Source organism: Bradyrhizobium sp. CCBAU 45394, assembly GCF_028128655.1.
Lineage (GTDB): Bacteria > Pseudomonadota > Alphaproteobacteria > Rhizobiales > Xanthobacteraceae > Bradyrhizobium > Bradyrhizobium diazoefficiens.
Genome location: NZ_LBIX01000174.1, coordinates 361,680 through 378,668 on the forward strand (window position 1 = coordinate 361,680; position 16,989 = coordinate 378,668).

A 16,989-nucleotide genomic window follows, 5' to 3' on the forward strand; every position below is an offset into this window, starting at 1 on the left:
GGGGCCGGCACCCTGAGTTAAGGTGCTGTCGGGCTCAGTAGCAGCGGTTGATCAGCCGCCAGCGGGGTCCCCAGGGGGTCGGGACCAGCCGGCGCACATAGCAGCCGCCATAACCGTAGGAGACGGGGGCATAGAAGCGCGGGCCACCCCAGCCATAGCCGTGATGCCAGCCGCCGCCGTGCCAGCCCCAGCCGCCGCCATGCCAGTGAGCAGAGGCCGAGGTCGGTGCCAGCGCGGCACCCAGCGCGACCGCAGCGACAGCGGCAAGCGAAAGTTTCCTCAACATGGTGATCTCCTCAAAACTGCCGGCGCGGGGTATCGCGTCGATGGAAAGGCCGCCGAAACGGTCTGCCTGATGATCAGGCTTTGGTTTCGATAGACCCAACCTTACGCCGGCGAAGCTGAACCAAAGCCTGAATGGGGGCTTCAGATTGGGTTCATCTCGATGAAATCTCGGTAATCCATCGCTGGATCCGCCGGGGCGGCCTGCGGCGAAGCGCCCGGGAGGCGGGTTTTGGCGGTCGCTTGCCGTCTGGCGAAGGCGCCGATATAAGCCCCGCAACTCCGAACCACCGCTTTTCTTCTCAAGGACAAGATCATGGCCATCGAACGCACTTTCTCGATCATCAAGCCCGACGCGACCGCGCGTAACCTGACCGGTGCGGTTAACGCCGTGATCGAGAAGGCGGGCCTGCGAATCGTCGCGCAGAAGCGCATCCGCATGACCAAGGAACAGGCGGAGACCTTCTATGCCGTCCACAAGGCGCGTCCGTTCTTCGGCGAACTCGTCGAGTTCATGACCTCGGGCCCGGTGGTCGTCCAGGTGCTCGAAGGCGAGAACGCCGTCGCCAAGTACCGCGACGCGATGGGCGCGACCGATCCGTCCAAGGCGGCCGAAGGCACCATTCGCAAGCTCTACGCAAAGTCGATCGGCGAGAACTCCGCACACGGTTCGGATGCTCCGGAGACCGCCGCGATCGAGATCGCGCAGTTCTTCTCGGGCAACGAGATCGTCGGCTGATCATTCAGCCGATACGTTAAAGCGACGGGGCGAAAGGACTCATTGTGAACTGGCTCTGGCAGATCTTCGATCCCGCTACGATCGGGGCATTCTTCACCCAGTTCCGCAATGAGATGGCCGAGCCGACCTTCTGGATTGCGGTCGGAAAGATCATCTGGATCAACATCCTGCTCTCCGGCGACAACGCGCTGGTGATCGCGCTCGCCTGCCGCGGCCTCAAGCCGCGGCACCGTCTGTGGGGCATGATCCTGGGCGCCGGCGCGGCGGTGCTGCTGCGGATCATCTTCACCGGCATCGTCGCAAGCCTAATGGAGCTGCCGTATCTCAAGCTCGTCGGTGGTCTCGCGCTGATCGTGATCGCGGCCAAGCTCCTGGTGCCTGAAAACGAGGACGAGGACGGCGTCGAGTCGGCCTCGCATCTGTGGCAGGCGGTGCAGATCGTCGTCGTCGCCGACATCGTCATGAGCCTGGACAACGTCATTGCGGTCGCCGCCGCGGCCAATGGCAGCGTGCCGCTGCTGATCCTCGGCCTTGCCATCAGCGTTCCCCTGATCGTCGCCGGTGCGGCGCTGATCATGGCGCTGCTCGCCAAGCTCCCGGTCTTGGTGTGGGCTGGTGCCGCGCTGCTCGGCTGGATCGCGGGCGAGGTGATCGCGACCGATCCCGGCGTCGCACCGAAGCTGCACACGCTGTTCGACGGTCCGTTCGGTGCCTCGCTGGACAATATGCTCGGTGCACTGCGCATCCCGGCCCAATTCGGCCATGGCGGTGGAGGCGGCGAATATTTCTGCGCGGCGCTCGGCGTCATCGTCGTGCTGGTCGTCGGCACCATCTGGCGCCGGCGCAGCCTGAGCCAGGCGGCGCTGGAATCCTCCGAGCGCCACGCCAAGGCGTCGGCAGAGTAAACTTTTCCGAGGGACGCATATCTCACCTCTCCCGCAGGGAGAGGTGAACTACCGACGCACGATCGAGCCGGCCCGGTTGACCAGGCGGGCGAGCTGGCGGAAGCGGCTGCCGACGCGGTCGGCGACGATGTCGCCGAGACGATGCTCGAACACCAGCATCAATTTGCGGCCCTGGCTGCGGAAATGCGTGGCGGGCAGCACGCCCGGCCGCGCCGCCGAGATCAGATGCGCGACGCGGAATGCCGCGCCGAGCAGGCGGGCGCGGTCGAGCTGGGCCGGCGTCAGCAACTCCTGCATGGTGGCCGGCGGCTGATTTTCCTCGCTCAGGCCCGCATAGCGATAGAACACGGACAGGCCCACGAAGGCGCGCTCGGTGTGGGTGATCGCGCCGAAATTGCCGTTGACGACGAGGCTCAGCGTCTGCTCGCCGCGGTGATCGGGATGCACGCGCCAGCCGATGTCGGAGAGCAGGCACGCGGTGTGGCGCAAGCGGCGGTCTTCTTCCGTCTCGCGCAGCTTCACGACGCGCGCCAGGCGATCGGTCCAGGCGATCAGCTCGCGGGCGTGCTTGGCCGAGCGCGACAGCAGCTGGTTGAGCTCTTCGGCTGCGCAGATCAGCCCGTCCTTGTTGCGCTCGGTTTCCGTCAGCTTCTCGTGCAGCAGGCCCTCGCGTACGCCGAAGGTCGAGAACACGATGGTCTTGGGCTTTGCCACGCGGATGATGTGCTCCAGCACCAGCGCCGCGTAGGTGAGGAGCGGGCGCCGCGCATCGGCAACGATCTCGATATCGGCGAGCATGTCGGCGGCCGCCAGACGGCGAAGGCGGCGCGAAAAGTCGAGCGCTTCCGCTGCAGAGATGGAATAGCCGTGCATCACCTGGAGCGGATAGCCGCTCTGAATGATGTGGATGCGCGCGAGCGCGCGCCAGGTACCGCCAACGGCGTAGAATGTACGGCCGCTCCCCGCCTTGAGCTGCGGCACCTCGTCGAGCTCCTCGCGCACGATACGGTCGGCGCGCTTGAGCGATTTGTGGGCGAGGTCCTGGAGCGCGAGCCCGCCGAGCGGCAGCGTCACGCCGCTGCGCACGCTGTTCCTGCGCACGTCGATCAGTTCGAGCGAGCCGCCGCCGAGGTCGCCGACGATGCCGTCGGGGTGGTGGATGCCGGAAATCACGCCGAGCGCCGACAGCCGCGCCTCGCGCGGGCCCGACAGAATCTCGATCTTCACTGCGCAGATGCGCTCGGCCTTGGCGATGAAGTCGGGGCCATTGGAGGCGTCGCGGCAGGCGGCGGTCGCGATCGCGAACACGCGACCGACCTGCATCACGCGGCACAGCGCGCGGAATCGCTTCAGCGAGGTCAGCGCCTTGTCGACGGCGTCGGGCGCAAGCAGGCCCGTGCTCTGCACCTCACGCCCGAGGCCGCACAGCGTCTTCTCGTTGAAGATCGGAATGAGGCTCCGCGCCAGTCCCTCGTAGACGACGAGACGGACCGAGTTGGAACCGATGTCGATGACCGCGACGCTCGAGCCGCGCTTGCGCGACCGAGTCACGTCGACGTCCGATCAGGATGGATGGCGTTCGTTCCGGCGCGTGAGACGGCGCGGCGAGGATTCCTTGAGCGACTTTCCACGGCCAGACAGACTCGGATTTGTCATGAAGTAGTTGTGGACGTTGAAAGGCTCCTCGCCCTTCGCGGTCTTCATACGCGTTGAGGACCCATCCGGCAACAATTGCCAGCTCTGCTCATTGTCCTTGAGATTCGCGACCATGATCTGTTCGAGAACCTGCTGATGCACCGTGGGATTTTGCAGTGGACACAGCACTTCGACGCGGCGGTCGAGGTTGCGCGGCATCATGTCGGCCGAGGAGATATACACAGCCGCTTTCGTACTCGGCAGCCCCTGGCCCATGCCGAAGCAGTAGATTCGGCCGTGTTCCAGGAAGCGCCCGATGATCGACTTGACGCGGATGTTCTCCGACAGGCCGGGGATACCGGGCCTGAGGCAACAGATACCGCGTACCACGAGCTCGACCTGGACACCGGCCTGTGAGGCCTCGTACAGCGCGTCGATGATGTCGGGGTCGACCAGCGCATTCATCTTCATCCAGACCGCGCCGGGGCGGCCGTGCCGCGCATGCGCGGTCTCGCCCTGGATATGCTCGATGATGCGCTTGCGCAGGGTCAGCGGCGACACCGCCATCTTTTCCAGATCGCTCGGCGCGGCATAGCCGGTGATGAAGTTGAAGACGCGCGCGGCGTCGCGCCCGATGGTCGGCTCGGAGGTGAAGTAGGAGAGGTCGGTGTAGATGCGCGCGGTGACCGGGTGGTAGTTGCCGGTGCCGGTGTGGACGTAGGTCGTGAGGCTGCCGCCCTCGCGGCGCACCACCATCGAGAGTTTTGCGTGCGTCTTCAGTTCGAGGAAGCCGTAGACGACCTGCACGCCGGCGCGTTCGAGGTCGCGCGCCCAGCGGATGTTGGCCTCCTCGTCGAAGCGCGCCTTGAGCTCGATCAGCGCGGTGACGGACTTGCCGGCCTCGGCGGCTTCGGCAAGCGCGCGCACGATCGGCGAATTGTTGGAGGTGCGGTAGAGCGTCTGCTTGATCGCGACGACATCGGGGTCGCGCGTTGCCTGCTGGAGGAACTGCACCACCACGTCGAAGGATTCGTAGGGGTGATGGACCACGAGGTCCTTCTGCCGGATCGCGGCAAAGATGTCGCCGCCATGCTCGCGCACGCGCTCGGGATGGCGCGGCACGTAAGGGGTGAATTCGAGGTCGGGCCGGTCGAGGCGGGTGAGCTGCGAGAGCTCGTTCATGGCGAGCACGCCGTCGACCAGGAATACTTCGTCGTCGGCGGCGGAGAGGGCATGCTGCACGAAGTTGCGCAGCTGCTCCGGCATCTTGGCGTCGATCTCGAGCCGGATCACCGATCCGCGGCGGCGGCGCTTCAGCGCGGTTTCGAACAGGCGGACGAGATCCTCGGCCTCTTCCTCGATTTCGAGCTCGGAGTCGCGGAGGATGCGGAAGGCGCCCTGTCCATGCAGATTGTAGCCGGGGAACAGTCGGTTGATGAACAGGGCGGTCGCCTGCTCCAGCGAGATCAGCCGCATCGTGCCCTCGGACGGCAGGCGGATGAAGCGGTCGATCTTGCCGGGCATGCGGATCAGCGCATTCATCTGCTTGCCGTCGGCGGCGCGCGTGAGCTGGAGCGCGATGGTGAAGCCGAGGCTCGGGATGAACGGGAAGGGATGGGCCGGGTCGATCGCGAGCGGCGTCAGCAGCGGGAACACGTTGTTGAGGAAGTAGTCCTCGATCCAGGTCCGCTCCGCCTTGGTGACCTCCTTGCCGTCCACCAGCACGATGCCGACATCGGCCAGCGTGGCGCGCAGGTCGCGCCAGATCGCCTGCTGGTCGGAAGCAAGCTGGGAGACCGTGCGGTTGATCAGCGCGAGCTGCTCGGACGGCGTCAGGCCGTCGGGGCTGCGCTCGGCAATGCCCTCGCGCACCTGGGCCTTGATGCCGGCGACGCGGACCATGAAGAATTCGTCGAGGTTGTTCGCGGAAATCGACAGGAATCGCACCCGCTCCAGCACGGGATGGCTGGGATTGACCGATTCCTCCAGGACGCGGCGGTTGAAATGCAGCCAGGAGAGCTCGCGGTTGATGAATCGCTCGGGGCTCGATGCGATCGCCGGCAGGCTCTCGGTCTCCGGGGCTTTTTCTTTTATTTCAACAGCTTGCGCGGAGTCCATGAGAAGTCGGTCCATCCAGTTTGCCCCAATTTGCGACTGACGCGCAAAACCGCCGGGAGCATGTGTTAGGGCGATGACGTTTCGATGACATTGATGTTCCGCCGTTCCGCGCCGTCAAGCGGCGTTGGGGCGGGGTCAGGCGTCGCGGAGCAGCTCGGCGGCCAGCGCCCGGGTCACGGGGCGGCCGAGCCGCAGAGCCTCGCTGTCGAGCAGTTCGACGGCCTGCCGGGCGGCGGCCGAGGATCGCTCCAGGCGGGTGGCGAGGTAGCTGACCACGCTCTCGTCCACGGTGAGCTGGCGGTCGGCGCAGAATTTGACGATCAGGCCGCGGAAGAGCTGGTCGTCAGGAGGCAGCAGCGTGACCACCGGCACTGCGCGCAGCCGCGAGCGCAGGTCGTTGAGCTCGATGTCCAGCGCAGCCGGCACATCGCGCCCCGTGAACAGGACGTAGGCGCCGTCCTCACGGGCGAGGTTCATCAGGTGGAAGAGGGCGCGCTCGTCAAAATCCTTGGCCTTGAGATCCTCGACCACCAGCGCGCCGGTGGCGAGCGCGCCAGGAACGCCTGCGGCGGTCAACGCATTGGCCGTGGTCGAGCGGGCGCCGGCCTCCTCGGCCCAGATCGCGGCGAGATGGCTCTTGCCGCTGCCTTCGGGGCCGGCCAGCCACATGATCCGGTTCGGCCATTCCGGCCAGCCGTCGATCAAGGCGAGGCCGGCAGCGTTGGCGGGACCTTCGAGGAAATTGTCCCGGCTGAGGCTCTCCGCGTGTGGCAGCGAGAACGCCAATTGTCGGGGGTGAACGCGGCCTGCCACGCTTGCTTTGCTCCATGCCGGACGGCCGGCTTCGCTTGAAAGATTCGACTTGATCGGGCGTGAGTTGGCCTTTTGCGGGGCCGGTTCGCGCTCATTTGGCCTCGATCGTGCTCATGTGCCGCACCCACTCGACGAGATAGAGCGACACGGAGGAGAGCGTGAAGATCGTGACGAGGCCCATCAGGATAATATCATAGGGCGCCGGCTTGAAACCGAAGGCAAGCGCGGCCAGCACCAGCGCCGCGAATGCCACCTGGGCGACGGTGTTGAGCTTCGACACTTTCGACGGCTTCATCTCGACGGGCCGGTCGAACAGCCAGGACACGATCACGGCGGCGACGATCATGATGTCGCGGGATACCACCAGGATCACGATCCAGCGCGGAATCGCGCCCCAGATGCCGAGCGACATATAGATCGAGACCAGCAGCGCCTTGTCCGCGAGCGGATCGAGCAAGGCCCCGAGCTCGCTTGCCATGTTGAAGCGCTTGGCGAGGAAGCCGTCCACGGCATCGCTGATCCCGGCGATCAGGAAGACGGCGAACGCCACCTCCATTTGGCTCGACACGATGGCCCAGACGATGATCGGGACCAGCATGATGCGGCCCAAAGTGATGATGTTCGGAATACTCACGCGGCGCTTCCCGGCACCCGGCCTGACCTCGAATCCGCCCCGTTTGAAGGCTGAACCCGTTGATATCTACATAGTATGGCGCCGAGCGCCATGCGAGCCATTGCGCGTCCCCGGAATTCGACGTAACCAGCCGCAACCCCACTGGAAATCGGGCATGACCGACCGCAAAAACGGCCTCACCTACGCCGATTCAGGCGTCGATATCGACGCGGGCAACCGCCTGGTCGATCTGATCAAGCCGATGGTGCGCGCCACCGCGCGGCCCGGCGCCGACGCCGAGATCGGCGGCTTCGGCGGTCTGTTCGACCTCAAGGCGGCCGGTTTTAGGGATCCCGTCCTGGTCGCCGCCACCGACGGCGTCGGAACCAAGGTCAAGATCGCGATCGAAACCGGCCTGCATGGCGGCATTGGCATCGATCTGGTCGCCATGAGCGTCAACGACCTCGTGGTGCAGGGCGCCGAGCCGCTGTTCTTCCTCGACTATTTCGCCTGCGGCAAGCTCGATCCGGAGGCGACCGCCTCGATCGTCGCCGGCGTCGCCGATGGCTGCCGGGAATCCGGCTGTGCCCTGATCGGCGGCGAGACCGCCGAGATGCCAGGCCTCTACAAGGACGGCGACTATGACCTCGGCGGCTTTGCAGTCGGCGCCGCCGAGCGCGGTACGCTGTTGCCGCGCAAGGACATCGCCGCCGGAGACGCCGTGATCGGTCTTGCCTCGTCGGGCGTGCACTCCAATGGCTTCTCGCTGGTGCGCAAGATCGTCGAGCAGTCCGGCCTCGGCTTCGAGGCGCCGGCGCCGTTCGCGCCTGTCATGACGCTCGGCGGCGCGCTGCTGACGCCGACGAAGCTCTACGTCAAATCCTGCCTGCGCGCGATCCGGGAGACCGGCGCGGTGAAGGGGCTCGCCCACATCACCGGCGGCGGCTTCACCGACAACATTCCGCGCGTGCTGCCCAAGAACCTTGGCGTCGGCATCGATCTGGCGCGGCTGCCCGTGCTACCGGTGTTCAAATGGCTGGCCGCGCAGGCCGGGATCGCCGAGCTCGAAATGCTGCGCACCTTCAACTGCGGCATCGGCATGATCGCGATCGTCGAGCCGGACAAGGTCGACCGGGTCGTGCAGGTCTTCACCGAAGCAGGCGAGAGCGTGGCGCAGCTCGGCACCGTGATCCCCGCCGAGGGCGAGCATCGCGTCGTCTACAATGGCCATCTCGATCTGGCGCCGTGATGAAGCGCCGCGTCGCCATTCTGATTTCCGGCCGCGGCTCCAACATGGTCGCGCTGATCAAGGCAGCCAGCGCGCGGGATTTTCCGGCGGAAATTTCCCTCGTCATCTCGAACAAGGCCGATGCACCGGGGCTCGAACGGGCCAGGGCGAGCGGCGTGAACACGCTGGTGATCGAGAGCAAGCCGTTCGGCAAGGATCGCGCCGGCTTCGAGGCGGTGCTGCAGGCCGCGCTCGATCAGCACGGCATCGAGCTGATCTGTCTTGGCGGCTTCATGCGCCTGTTCACGGCCGAATTCACCAAGGCCTGGTACGGGCGGATGCTCAACATCCATCCCTCGCTGCTGCCGTCCTTCCCCGGCCTCGACCCGCACGGTCAGGCCCTGCGCGCCGGCGTGAAACTGTCTGGCGCGACGGTGCACTTCGTGATCCCCGAGACCGATGCCGGCCCGATCGTGATGCAGGGCGCGGTTCCCGTCAGCGACCACGATACAGCGGACACGCTGTCGGAACGCATCCTCGAAGTCGAGCACCGCATCTATCCGGCCGCGCTGCGGCTATTGGCGACCGGCAAGGTCCAAATCGAGGGCGATGTCTGCAAGACGGCGGGCAGCGGACCGTCGGAGAATTTCCTGGTTTCGCCCGTGGCGAGCTGAGGCGCCGTCGCGTTTCGTCGTCACAAACAAAATCCCCCGGCAGAGCCGGGGGCATCGTCGTGATGTCTCGCGTGTGGAACGAGAGATCAGGAGACCTTGAGGTTCTCCGCGGATGATTTTCCGCGGTTCTCCACGAGGTCGTATTCAACCACCTGGTTTTCGTTGAGGGTGGAGAGTCCAGCACGCTCGACGGCGGAGATGTGGACGAACACGTCCTTGTCGCTGCCGTTCGGTTTGATGAACCCATAGCCCTTGGTCGGGTTGAACCACTTGACGGTGCCCTTTTGTGGCATCGTTCGTCTCCTCCGCTAGATACAAAAAAGACGCGGCCGCTTTTCGCGTGCCACGCCACAAACGGGCTTCCGGAAGTCTGTTCGAGTCTTGAGTCTCAATGTCGCGAAACGCACAGCCGAGCGCCAATTCCGATTGTGTCGGATATTGCAACACGAAAATCGCGCGTTAGCAAGCCATGCGCGAATTTCAAGGCCGGGCCGGGAGTGCCCGTCTGCAATTTCCGACCTGTGGCCGCGGAACCACAATCGGGAGCAATCACCCCCGTCTCAAGGCGCCAGCCGGTTGACCCTCCGTAACAGTTCGGCGCAAATCGCAGCATGCGTGCGCCGCTCGTGTTGCATTTTTGCGCGCCGCCATTTGCTTCGGGATTTGTCGTCATGCGCTGCACATCGCAGCCCTCCGGGACACGGCAGACGATCGGGCTGAACCGCGTCCGCCGGGGCGCGGCAGCGATCGCGATGTTGCTTGCGCTCGTCGTGGCGATGTTGGCGGCGACGCCCGGCTACGCGCAGACCCCGACGCCAACGCCGACCCCAACCCCAACGCCCACGCCGTCGCCGACGCCAATTCCGATGCCGACCTCGACCAATTACGACCAGTCGGTCGGTAACAGCACGCTCAATCTCGGGTCGGGGTTTCTGGAGCGGCTCGGCAACCAGGCGTCGGGTGGTTTCAACCGGGCGTTCCGGACCAATCCGGGCGGCGGCGGCGCGTCCGCAAGCACGGAAGATCCCCGTTACCGCACCTGGTTCGAGGGCTACGGTATTTCGGTCCGCACCGATGCGCAGGGGGATTTCGTCGGCGACAAGCGCAAGACGTTTGGCGGCGTCGCCGGCTTCGGCGCGCGACTCGCGCCTGGCGTCAATCTCGGCTTCTCCGTCGATCAGAGCCACACCGATATCGACGTGCCGCTCGCGCTCCAGTCGGCGACGCTCGATTTGACCCAGGTCGGTTTCAACGGCTCGATCGACAAAGGCCCGTGGACCTGGGCGTTCGCGGTGGTGCACGGTTTCGGCAAGGTCCGTTCCAGCAGGGATACCGGCTTTGGCGTTGCCTCCGCCGGCTATCGCGCCGCGGTCGACGGCGCACTGACCGAGATCAGCTACTACTGGACCAAGGATCAGATGCGCGTCGTGCCCAAGGGTGCGCTCGAATATGTCCGCGCCACCAGTGCGGCATTCCAGGAGGCTGGCGGCCTCGATCCGCTCAACGTCGGCTCGACGGCGCTCTCGCGCGCGCGTGTCATGATCGGGGCCGAGGTCGGGCGCTACTTCATCTTCGACCAGAAGATTCTGGATCTCTCAGCGTACGGCAAGTTCGTTGACAATTTTTACCAGAACCTCGGCTCGGTCCAGGTCAGCCTCGGGACCCAGAGCATCGTCGTCCCCGGCATCGGTGAGAGCCGCTACGGCATGGATGCCGGCGCGTCAGCCTCGCTCAGCCTGACCAACACCGCGCGGCTCTACGTCAATTACGACGGCAAGTTCCGCAACGAGCTCACCTCGCACCAGGGCACGGTCGGCTTCGAGTATCGGTGGTGAGGCACAGCTCGCCTGCGCCTATGTCGGCGTCGTCGCGACATAGCCTTTCAATCCGAAGCCTTCGCGCGCGGCCGTCATCATCGGCACCAGCGCATTCGGATGGATGAACTCGTCGCGGAAGCAGGGATAAGTCTTGGGGTCGAAGATCTTCTTCAGCCAGTCGACCACGATCTTGTGGCGCTCGGAATCGCGAAACTCCTTGTGATAGGTGAGCCATAGGTCGGCGTGGTGGCTCACGCCGAGATCGACGGCAATGAACGGTGCGCCGAGCGCGATCGACACCGTCGGCAGGAAGCCGATGCCGGCGCCGCGCTCAACCGCATAGAGTACGCCGACCGAGGAGTTGGTCTTGATTCCTACGATGCCCTCGAGCGTCTCCAGCCCGAGCACGCGGGCGTAGGCGGTGTCGTCGACCTGCGGAGCACTCTGCTTGATGATGCGGTGGTTCTTCAATTCGGCGAGCGTCGCCGGCAGGCCGTAGAGGCTTTCGTACTCCTTGGAGACGAAGGGATAAATGTGCAGACGGCCGAGCTTTGCGACGATCAGATCGGGGTTGGTCGGCGGCTCGAGCTGGATCGCGATATCGGACTCGAGCCGCGCGACGTCGGCCTGCTCCATCGCGCAGCGCAGATCGACGGTGATCTTGCGATAGGTTTTCTGGAAATCGATCAGCCGCGGCAGGATCCAGAAATTGCCGGGACCTTCCGTCACTGCGACGCGCACGGTGCCCGACGTGTCGTTCGACGAGCGCGAGGCGCGCCGGAAGACGTTGAAGGCATGACGCTCCATATGCGCGACGTCGGCAATCATTGCCGTGCCTTCGTCGCTGAGCGTGAGCCCGCTCTGATCGCGCAGGAACAGCTTGCAGTCGATGCTCTCTTCGAGCCGGTCGATCCGGCGCATCAGCGTCGTCGAGGTGAGGCCGAGCTCTTCGGCGGCGTTGCGGAAACTTTTATATTTTGCGCACGCTAGAAATAGCTTCAAATCGTCCCAGGACGCGTCCAGGGCTTCTTCACGGTGCTGCGTCATCGCAGCACCCCGGTGCAATAACTGCTGCATACTCCTGGTCCCCAACCGCTAAGCTCGACATAGCGGGGCACGAAAGCCGCAGACGATAGAAGGGCGATCAGGCTATGGAAAGGGGCTCCTTTGCCGCAAGGCATGATTTCGACGCGCTGCCGCTCAGTCCGGATGTCGACGTCCGTTGCGCGCAATTTTCTGAAATTGCGGCACTTTCCGAGATGGCGCGCCGGCTGGTGCCCGGCGTGCAGCTCGGAACCGCGGAGCTTGCAAAATACTTCACCTTCGATCCTCAGAGCATCCTGACGTTCAGCCGGAACGGCAAGCTGCTCGGTGGCATGGCCTTCCTGTTCCTGAGCGACCGCGGGCACGATGCCTTGTTGCTCGACGAGATTTGCCTCACCGCGCCGGAGACGCACTATCTGGCTTCCGCGAAGGAGGAGGTTGCTGCCATCTACATCTGGGCGGTCGCGGCGACGGGCCGTGGCATCGCTGGTCTCGGCAAGGCCGCGGCGCACCTCCGACAGCCGAGATTTCGCGGCGCGGATTGCTATGCGCAGCCTTCAACCGTGGCCGGACGCGACATCATGAGGGCGACCGGCTTCGAGCCTGTCCCGAGCTTCCAACCCGACCTGTGGTGCTACGAGCGCCCATGGCACCGGCGGCCGATGCGCATGCCGGGCGCGATCATCCAAGCAAGGAGTTTTGCAGATGCACGGCACTAGGATTCCCCCGGCGAAGCCCGACTCCCGCGCCATCACCATCCGCCTTGCGCGCAATCCCAACGATCTCATGCTGGTCACCGCCATCCGCTCGGCGGTCTATCTCGCCGAGCAGGATTGTCCGTTCGAGGAGGAGTTCGACGGCAACGACATGGTAGCCGCGCATTTCATCGGCTTTGTCGGCAGCGAGCCTGCGGGCTGCCTGCGGGTGCGCTTCTTCGGCGATTTCGCCAAGGTCGAGCGGCTCGCGGTGCGACACCAATATCGGCGCTCGCGCGTCTCGTTCAAGCTGGTGCAGGCGAGCGTCGACTATGTGAAGCGCAAAGGGTTTCGCAAGATCTACGGCCAGGCGCAGGACCGGCTGGTCGATTTCTGGGCCCATTTCGGCGCCAAGCCGCTCGGCCACAATCGCAAGATCACCTTCTCGGATTTTTCCTACACGGAAATGCTGCTGGAGATCGAGCCGGGTCCGGATGCCATCACGCTGGACAGCGATCCCTATGTCATCATCCGTCCCGAGGGCGATTGGGACCGGCCGGGCGTGCTTGACGCCTCGGCGGGGCGGGCGGTGACCTCGCCGCTGCGGGATCTCGCGCTCGCCGATCACTGAAACTGGTGCAGCTCTGCGCAAGATAATGCTGACTTCCAACACCGATGATCCGCCGATCCTGGTTTGTGCGGATCTCCAGGTCGAATATCTGACCCCAGGGCGTCGCCACGTCATCCTCGACGGCGAGGCGGCCACTGCGCGCTGCCTGGAACTCCTGATGCTGTGGCGCGACAATCTCTGGCCCGTGATGCATCTGAAGCGCATCGCCCAGGCGGCCTGGTTCAATCCGGCATCCAGGCTGACCGATTGGATCGCCGAGACCAAGCCGCGGCCCGGCGAGATGACGTTCGAGCACCCGCTGCCCTCGGCCTACAGCTCGGCGCGGTTTGTGGATTACATGTCCAATATCCGCAATGTGCGCTGCGTGTTGGTCGGCTTCTCCCTGGACGAGACCATCCTCGCCACCGCCGTTGACGGGTTTCACCGCAGCCATCGTTATCAGGTGGTGGCCGACGCCGTGGCCTGCCGCCAACCGGGCGCGGGCGATGCCGCCGCCTACAAGCATGCGGTAGTGAATGTCATCGGTAACTTTGCTACAATCCAGTCCAGCGCCGAACTGATCAGAACCAGCGGCGCCGTTGCGGTATAGGCGGCCGCGATCGGCGGATGGATGGGGTGGGACATTGTCACGGGGAGACGAGCTCAAGGAGCTGGCAAGCGACCTGTCGCGTGCCGTCGAGACGGCGCGCCGCGTCGGCTTGCCCACGACCGTCTATCTGCTCTCGATGGCGCTCGTGGAGGTGCGGGAAGCCGCTGCTGCCGCCGACGATGGTGATGATGATGACAGCGCGCCCTGAGAGCTGTTCCGTGTGCGGCTTTGTGCAACGCTGCTGAGCGCCTGCTGCCGACGAATTGGCGTTGCAAGTTCTGCGTTGTCGCAATAGCCAAGAGATGACGCTGGCCGCGCCGGCGATGTGACGACCTTGAGGATCTTTCGCAAATGTCCATGCTGCCGAATTCGCAAGAGGCCCGGGATGTGGCCTACCAGCTCCATCCCTACACCAACGCGCGCACCCATCAGCAGGCCGGTCCCCTGGTGATCGAGCGCGGCGAGGGCCCTTACGTCTTCGACGCATCGGGCAAGCGCTATTTCGAGGCGATGGCCGGCCTGTGGAGCGTCGGGCTCGGCTTCAATGAGAAGCGCCTGGTCGAGGCTGCGCACAAGCAGATGCTGGCGCTGCCGTTCTACCACACGTTCTCCGCCAAATCGCACGGGCCCTCGATCGATCTCGCCGAGAAGCTGGTGGCGCTCGCGCCGGTCCCGATGAGCAAGGTGTTCTTTACCAATTCCGGCTCGGAGGCGAACGACACCGTCCTGAAGCTGATCGCCTATCGCTCCAATGCGCTCGGCCAGCCGCAGCGCAAGAAGGTGATCAGCCGGATGCGCGCCTATCACGGCGTCACCATCGCGTCGGCCAGCCTCACGGGCCTGCCGAACAACCACCGCTCGTTCGACCTGCCGCTGCCGAACATCCTGCACACGGGCTCGCCGCACTTCTACAAGGACGGCGCGCCGGGCGAGAGCGAGGAGGCGTTTGCCACGCGCCGGGCCGAGGAGCTCGACGCGCTGATCCAGAAGGAAGGGCCGGACACGATCGCAGCCTTCTTCGGCGAGCCGGTGATGGGAGCGGGCGGCGTCATCGTGCCGCCGGCGACCTATTGGGACAAGATCCAGGCGGTCCTGAAGAAGTACGACATCCTGCTGGTCGCCGACGAGGTGATCTGCGGCTTCGGCCGCACCGGCAAGATGTTCGGCTGCGAGACCTATGGCATCAAGCCGGACGCGATCGTTGTCTCCAAGCAGATCACCTCGAGCTATTTCCCGCTGTCGGCGATCCTGATGAACGACCGCATGTTCGAGCCGATCGCGGATGAGAGCAACAAGATCGGCGTGCTCGGCCACGGTTTCACCGCGGCCGGCCATCCGGTCGGCTCGGCGATTGCGCTGGAGAACCTCAAGATCATCGAGGAACGCGGCCTGGTCGCACATGCCGCCGAGCTTGGCGGCTACATGCAGGGCAAGCTGCGTGAGCTTGCCAGCCACCCGCTGGTCGGCGAGGTCCGCGGCGTCGGCATGATCGCGGCGATCGAGCTGGTGCTCGACAAGCAGCGCAAGACGGCAGCGGCGACACCCGGCGCCGTCGGCGGCATTGCCAGCCGCATGCTCCAGGAGCGCGGTGTGATCTCCCGCAACATGCTCGATGCCATCGCCATCTGCCCGCCGCTGATCGTCAACAAGACCCAGATCGACGAACTGGTGGCGGCGATATCGGGCGTGCTGGAGGATATGAAGGGCGAAGTGGCGAAGCTGACGCCGGCGTAAGGTCGAGCGTTTCAATGTGGCCGGAGCAGCCGACCACATTCACCGGTGTCGTCCTGGCGAAAGCCAGGACCCATACCGCGTGATCCATCGATTTGTGGCGGTTGGAGTACCGAACGCAGAGTCTTCGCCAAACTCCGCCATGGAGTAATGGGTCCTGGCTTTCGCCAGGACGACGACGGAGGGAGAGCGGGGCGCGCTTACGCCCGCTCGACCCCGATCACGCGACCCTTCTCGATCGCCAGCGCCAGCTCGCCGCGCTTCAGCTTCAGCGCGGCATCGCCGAACAGCTCGCGGCGCCAGCCGCGCAGGGCGGGGACGTCGGCCTCGTCACTGGCTGCGATCTCCTCGAGATCGTCGACGGTCGCGATCACCTTGCTTGCGACTGCATGGCGCTCCGCGGTCATCCGCAGCAGGACCTTCAAGAGCTCGACGATGGCCGCGCCGTTGGAATTGTTGCGCGGCTTCTCCAGCTTCGGCAGCGTCGAGAAATCCCGCGCCAGGCCGCGCTCGACCGCGGCAACGATGTCCGCGCCCCATTTGGATTTCTCGAACCCCTTCGGCACCGAGCGCAGATGGGCGAGCTTTTCCAGCGTGTTGGGGGCGTGGGTGGCGATGTCGCTGACGGCCTCGTCGCGCAGCACGCGGCCGCGTGGCACGTCGCGGCTTTGCGCCTCCTGCTCGCGCCAGGCCGCGACCTCCATCAGCACCGCGAGGTCCTTCGGCTTGCGCACCCGCGTCTTCAGCCGCTCCCAGGCGCGCTCGGGGTGGAAGTCGTAGGTGCGGGGCGAGGTCAGGACCTCCATCTCGATGGAGACCCATTCGCTGCGGCGGCGCTTCTTCAGGTCGGCATCGAGCGCCGCGAATACGTCGCGCAGATGGGTGACGTCGGACACCGCGTAGTGCATCTGCTCCTTGGTCAGCGGGCGGCGCGACCAGTCGGTGAAGCGGTGGGTCTTGTCCGGGCGGTGGCCGGTGACCTTCTCGACCAGCTGGTCGTAGGCGATGCTGTCGCCATAGCCGAGCACCATGGCCGCGACCTGGGTGTCGAACACCGGATGCGGGATGATGTTGGCCTGGTGCCAGATGATCTCGATGTCCTGCCGGGCGGCGTGGAACACCTTCAGCACGGCCTCGTTGCCCATCAGCTCGAAGAACGGCTTGAGGTCGATGCCCACGGCCAGGGTGTCGATGACGATCGCTTCCTCGGGGCTGGCCATCTGCACCACGCACAGCAGCGGGTAATAGGTGGTCTCGCGCAGGAACTCGGTATCGACAGTAATGACGGGGTGCTTGGCCAGTCGGCTGCAGGCAGCCGCAAGGTCAGCGGTGGTGGTAATCAAATCCATGAACGGCCCATGACACTTGATATCAGCCGTTCTGCCGAAAGCGCTGTGATGTCAAGGGGCTCGAAGCGAATTCGAGCCTTGCAATTGGGCCGGAATCGCTCCTTCCGACGAAATTCCTATTCGTAA

18 protein-coding genes are annotated in these 16,989 nt (G+C 65.0%); 10 read left to right on the forward strand and 8 right to left on the reverse strand.

The genetic code is table 11. The features are described from left to right. Positions 1-34: 34 nt before the first annotated feature. Entirely contained in the window at positions 35-286 is a 252-nt protein-coding gene (locus WN73_RS35010; protein ID WP_027576269.1) for a hypothetical protein, read from the reverse strand. A gap of 312 nt (positions 287-598) precedes the next feature. On the opposite strand from WN73_RS35010, the gene ndk reads away from it, so the two are divergent. Continuing rightward, on the forward strand, positions 599-1,021 hold the full coding sequence (gene ndk / locus WN73_RS35015) for a nucleoside-diphosphate kinase (protein ID WP_011086893.1): 423 nt from the start codon (positions 599-601) through the stop codon (positions 1,019-1,021). A gap of 44 nt (positions 1,022-1,065) precedes the next feature. Beyond that, complete coding sequence (locus tag WN73_RS35020) at positions 1,066-1,926, forward strand: TerC family protein (protein ID WP_028171106.1); 861 nt, start codon at positions 1,066-1,068, stop codon at positions 1,924-1,926. 48 nt (positions 1,927-1,974) lie between these two features. Here the strand turns inward: WN73_RS35020 and ppx are convergent, their stop codons facing one another. The 4 genes from ppx to WN73_RS35040 form a co-directional block, all read right to left on the reverse strand. After that, a complete protein-coding gene (gene ppx, locus WN73_RS35025) occupies positions 1,975-3,477 on the reverse strand; it encodes an exopolyphosphatase (protein WP_271556791.1) in 1,503 nt (500 codons plus the stop codon). Positions 3,478-3,489: 12 nt separating this feature from the next. Next, positions 3,490-5,679, reverse strand: a complete 2,190-nt coding sequence (locus WN73_RS35030; protein ID WP_271556818.1) for an RNA degradosome polyphosphate kinase — start codon at positions 5,677-5,679, stop codon at positions 3,490-3,492. Between the two features lie 135 nt (positions 5,680-5,814). Continuing rightward, positions 5,815-6,492: a DnaA ATPase domain-containing protein gene (locus WN73_RS35035; protein ID WP_028171109.1), complete on the reverse strand. Its 678-nt coding sequence runs from the start codon at positions 6,490-6,492 to the stop codon at positions 5,815-5,817. A gap of 91 nt (positions 6,493-6,583) precedes the next feature. After that, positions 6,584-7,126 (reverse strand): CDP-alcohol phosphatidyltransferase family protein, encoded by a 543-nt coding sequence (locus WN73_RS35040; protein ID WP_011086898.1) that lies wholly within the window; start codon positions 7,124-7,126, stop codon positions 6,584-6,586. A gap of 154 nt (positions 7,127-7,280) precedes the next feature. Between WN73_RS35040 and purM the strand changes: the two genes are divergently transcribed. Both purM and purN read left to right on the forward strand, forming a co-directional pair. Next, positions 7,281-8,354: a phosphoribosylformylglycinamidine cyclo-ligase gene (gene purM / locus WN73_RS35045; RefSeq protein WP_028171110.1), complete on the forward strand. Its 1,074-nt coding sequence runs from the start codon at positions 7,281-7,283 to the stop codon at positions 8,352-8,354. Then, a complete protein-coding gene (purN, locus tag WN73_RS35050) occupies positions 8,354-9,007 on the forward strand; it encodes a phosphoribosylglycinamide formyltransferase (protein ID WP_028171111.1) in 654 nt (217 codons plus the stop codon). The genes purM and purN overlap by 1 nt, the downstream gene beginning before the upstream one ends. Before the next feature lie 86 nt (positions 9,008-9,093). Here purN and WN73_RS35055 read toward each other — a convergent pair whose 3' ends face one another. Continuing rightward, positions 9,094-9,300, reverse strand: coding sequence for a cold-shock protein (locus WN73_RS35055; protein WP_008129967.1), 207 nt, complete (start codon positions 9,298-9,300; stop codon positions 9,094-9,096). 378 nt (positions 9,301-9,678) lie between these two features. On the opposite strand from WN73_RS35055, the gene WN73_RS35060 reads away from it, so the two are divergent. Further along, complete coding sequence (locus WN73_RS35060; protein ID WP_028171112.1) at positions 9,679-10,842, forward strand: autotransporter outer membrane beta-barrel domain-containing protein; 1,164 nt, start codon at positions 9,679-9,681, stop codon at positions 10,840-10,842. A gap of 18 nt (positions 10,843-10,860) precedes the next feature. On the opposite strand, the gene WN73_RS35065 is transcribed toward WN73_RS35060, so the two are convergent. Beyond that, positions 10,861-11,901, reverse strand: a complete 1,041-nt coding sequence (locus WN73_RS35065; protein ID WP_011086903.1) for a LysR family transcriptional regulator — start codon at positions 11,899-11,901, stop codon at positions 10,861-10,863. Positions 11,902-11,975: 74 nt separating this feature from the next. On the opposite strand from WN73_RS35065, the gene WN73_RS35070 reads away from it, so the two are divergent. From WN73_RS35070 to WN73_RS35090, 5 genes are all read left to right on the forward strand, one after another. Next, the gene (locus WN73_RS35070) at positions 11,976-12,587 is read left to right on the forward strand and encodes a hypothetical protein (protein WP_011086904.1); all 612 of its coding nucleotides are present in this window, start codon (positions 11,976-11,978) and stop codon (positions 12,585-12,587) included. After that, positions 12,574-13,194, forward strand: coding sequence for a GNAT family N-acetyltransferase (locus tag WN73_RS35075; RefSeq protein WP_011086905.1), 621 nt, complete (start codon positions 12,574-12,576; stop codon positions 13,192-13,194). The genes WN73_RS35070 and WN73_RS35075 overlap by 14 nt, the downstream gene beginning before the upstream one ends. Before the next feature lie 25 nt (positions 13,195-13,219). After that, positions 13,220-13,783, forward strand: a complete 564-nt coding sequence (locus tag WN73_RS35080; protein WP_011086906.1) for an isochorismatase family protein — start codon at positions 13,220-13,222, stop codon at positions 13,781-13,783. Between the two features lie 34 nt (positions 13,784-13,817). Further along, positions 13,818-13,991, forward strand: a complete 174-nt coding sequence (locus tag WN73_RS35085) for a hypothetical protein (protein ID WP_271556792.1) — start codon at positions 13,818-13,820, stop codon at positions 13,989-13,991. 143 nt (positions 13,992-14,134) lie between these two features. After that, positions 14,135-15,517 carry an aspartate aminotransferase family protein gene (locus WN73_RS35090; protein ID WP_271556793.1) on the forward strand — a complete coding sequence of 461 codons (1,383 nt, stop codon included), beginning with the start codon at positions 14,135-14,137 and terminating at the stop codon, positions 15,515-15,517. A 197-nt stretch (positions 15,518-15,714) separates the two neighbouring features. On the opposite strand, the gene rnd is transcribed toward WN73_RS35090, so the two are convergent. Continuing rightward, entirely contained in the window at positions 15,715-16,863 is a 1,149-nt protein-coding gene (gene rnd, locus WN73_RS35095) for a ribonuclease D (protein WP_011086908.1), read from the reverse strand. Between the last annotated feature and the right edge of the window lie 126 nt (positions 16,864-16,989).

Excerpts from the sequence above, each read along its gene's own strand:
- WN73_RS35010 (WP_027576269.1), bottom strand. The coding sequence starts at position 286 with ATGTTGAGGAAACTTTCGCTTGCCGCTGTCGCTGCGGTCGCGCTGGGT.
- ndk (WP_011086893.1), top strand. The coding sequence starts at position 599 with ATGGCCATCGAACGCACTTTCTCGATCATCAAGCCCGACGCGACCGCG.
- WN73_RS35030 (WP_271556818.1), bottom strand. The coding sequence starts at position 5,679 with ATGGACTCCGCGCAAGCTGTTGAAATAAAAGAAAAAGCCCCGGAGACC.
- purM (WP_028171110.1), top strand. The coding sequence starts at position 7,281 with ATGACCGACCGCAAAAACGGCCTCACCTACGCCGATTCAGGCGTCGAT.
- purN (WP_028171111.1), top strand. The coding sequence starts at position 8,354 with ATGAAGCGCCGCGTCGCCATTCTGATTTCCGGCCGCGGCTCCAACATG.
- WN73_RS35055 (WP_008129967.1), bottom strand. The coding sequence starts at position 9,300 with ATGCCACAAAAGGGCACCGTCAAGTGGTTCAACCCGACCAAGGGCTAT.
- WN73_RS35060 (WP_028171112.1), top strand. The coding sequence starts at position 9,679 with ATGCGCTGCACATCGCAGCCCTCCGGGACACGGCAGACGATCGGGCTG.
- WN73_RS35065 (WP_011086903.1), bottom strand. The coding sequence starts at position 11,901 with ATGCAGCAGTTATTGCACCGGGGTGCTGCGATGACGCAGCACCGTGAA.
- WN73_RS35070 (WP_011086904.1), top strand. The coding sequence starts at position 11,976 with ATGGAAAGGGGCTCCTTTGCCGCAAGGCATGATTTCGACGCGCTGCCG.
- WN73_RS35075 (WP_011086905.1), top strand. The coding sequence starts at position 12,574 with ATGCACGGCACTAGGATTCCCCCGGCGAAGCCCGACTCCCGCGCCATC.
- WN73_RS35080 (WP_011086906.1), top strand. The coding sequence starts at position 13,220 with ATGCTGACTTCCAACACCGATGATCCGCCGATCCTGGTTTGTGCGGAT.
- WN73_RS35090 (WP_271556793.1), top strand. The coding sequence starts at position 14,135 with ATGTCCATGCTGCCGAATTCGCAAGAGGCCCGGGATGTGGCCTACCAG.
- rnd (WP_011086908.1), bottom strand. The coding sequence starts at position 16,863 with ATGGATTTGATTACCACCACCGCTGACCTTGCGGCTGCCTGCAGCCGA.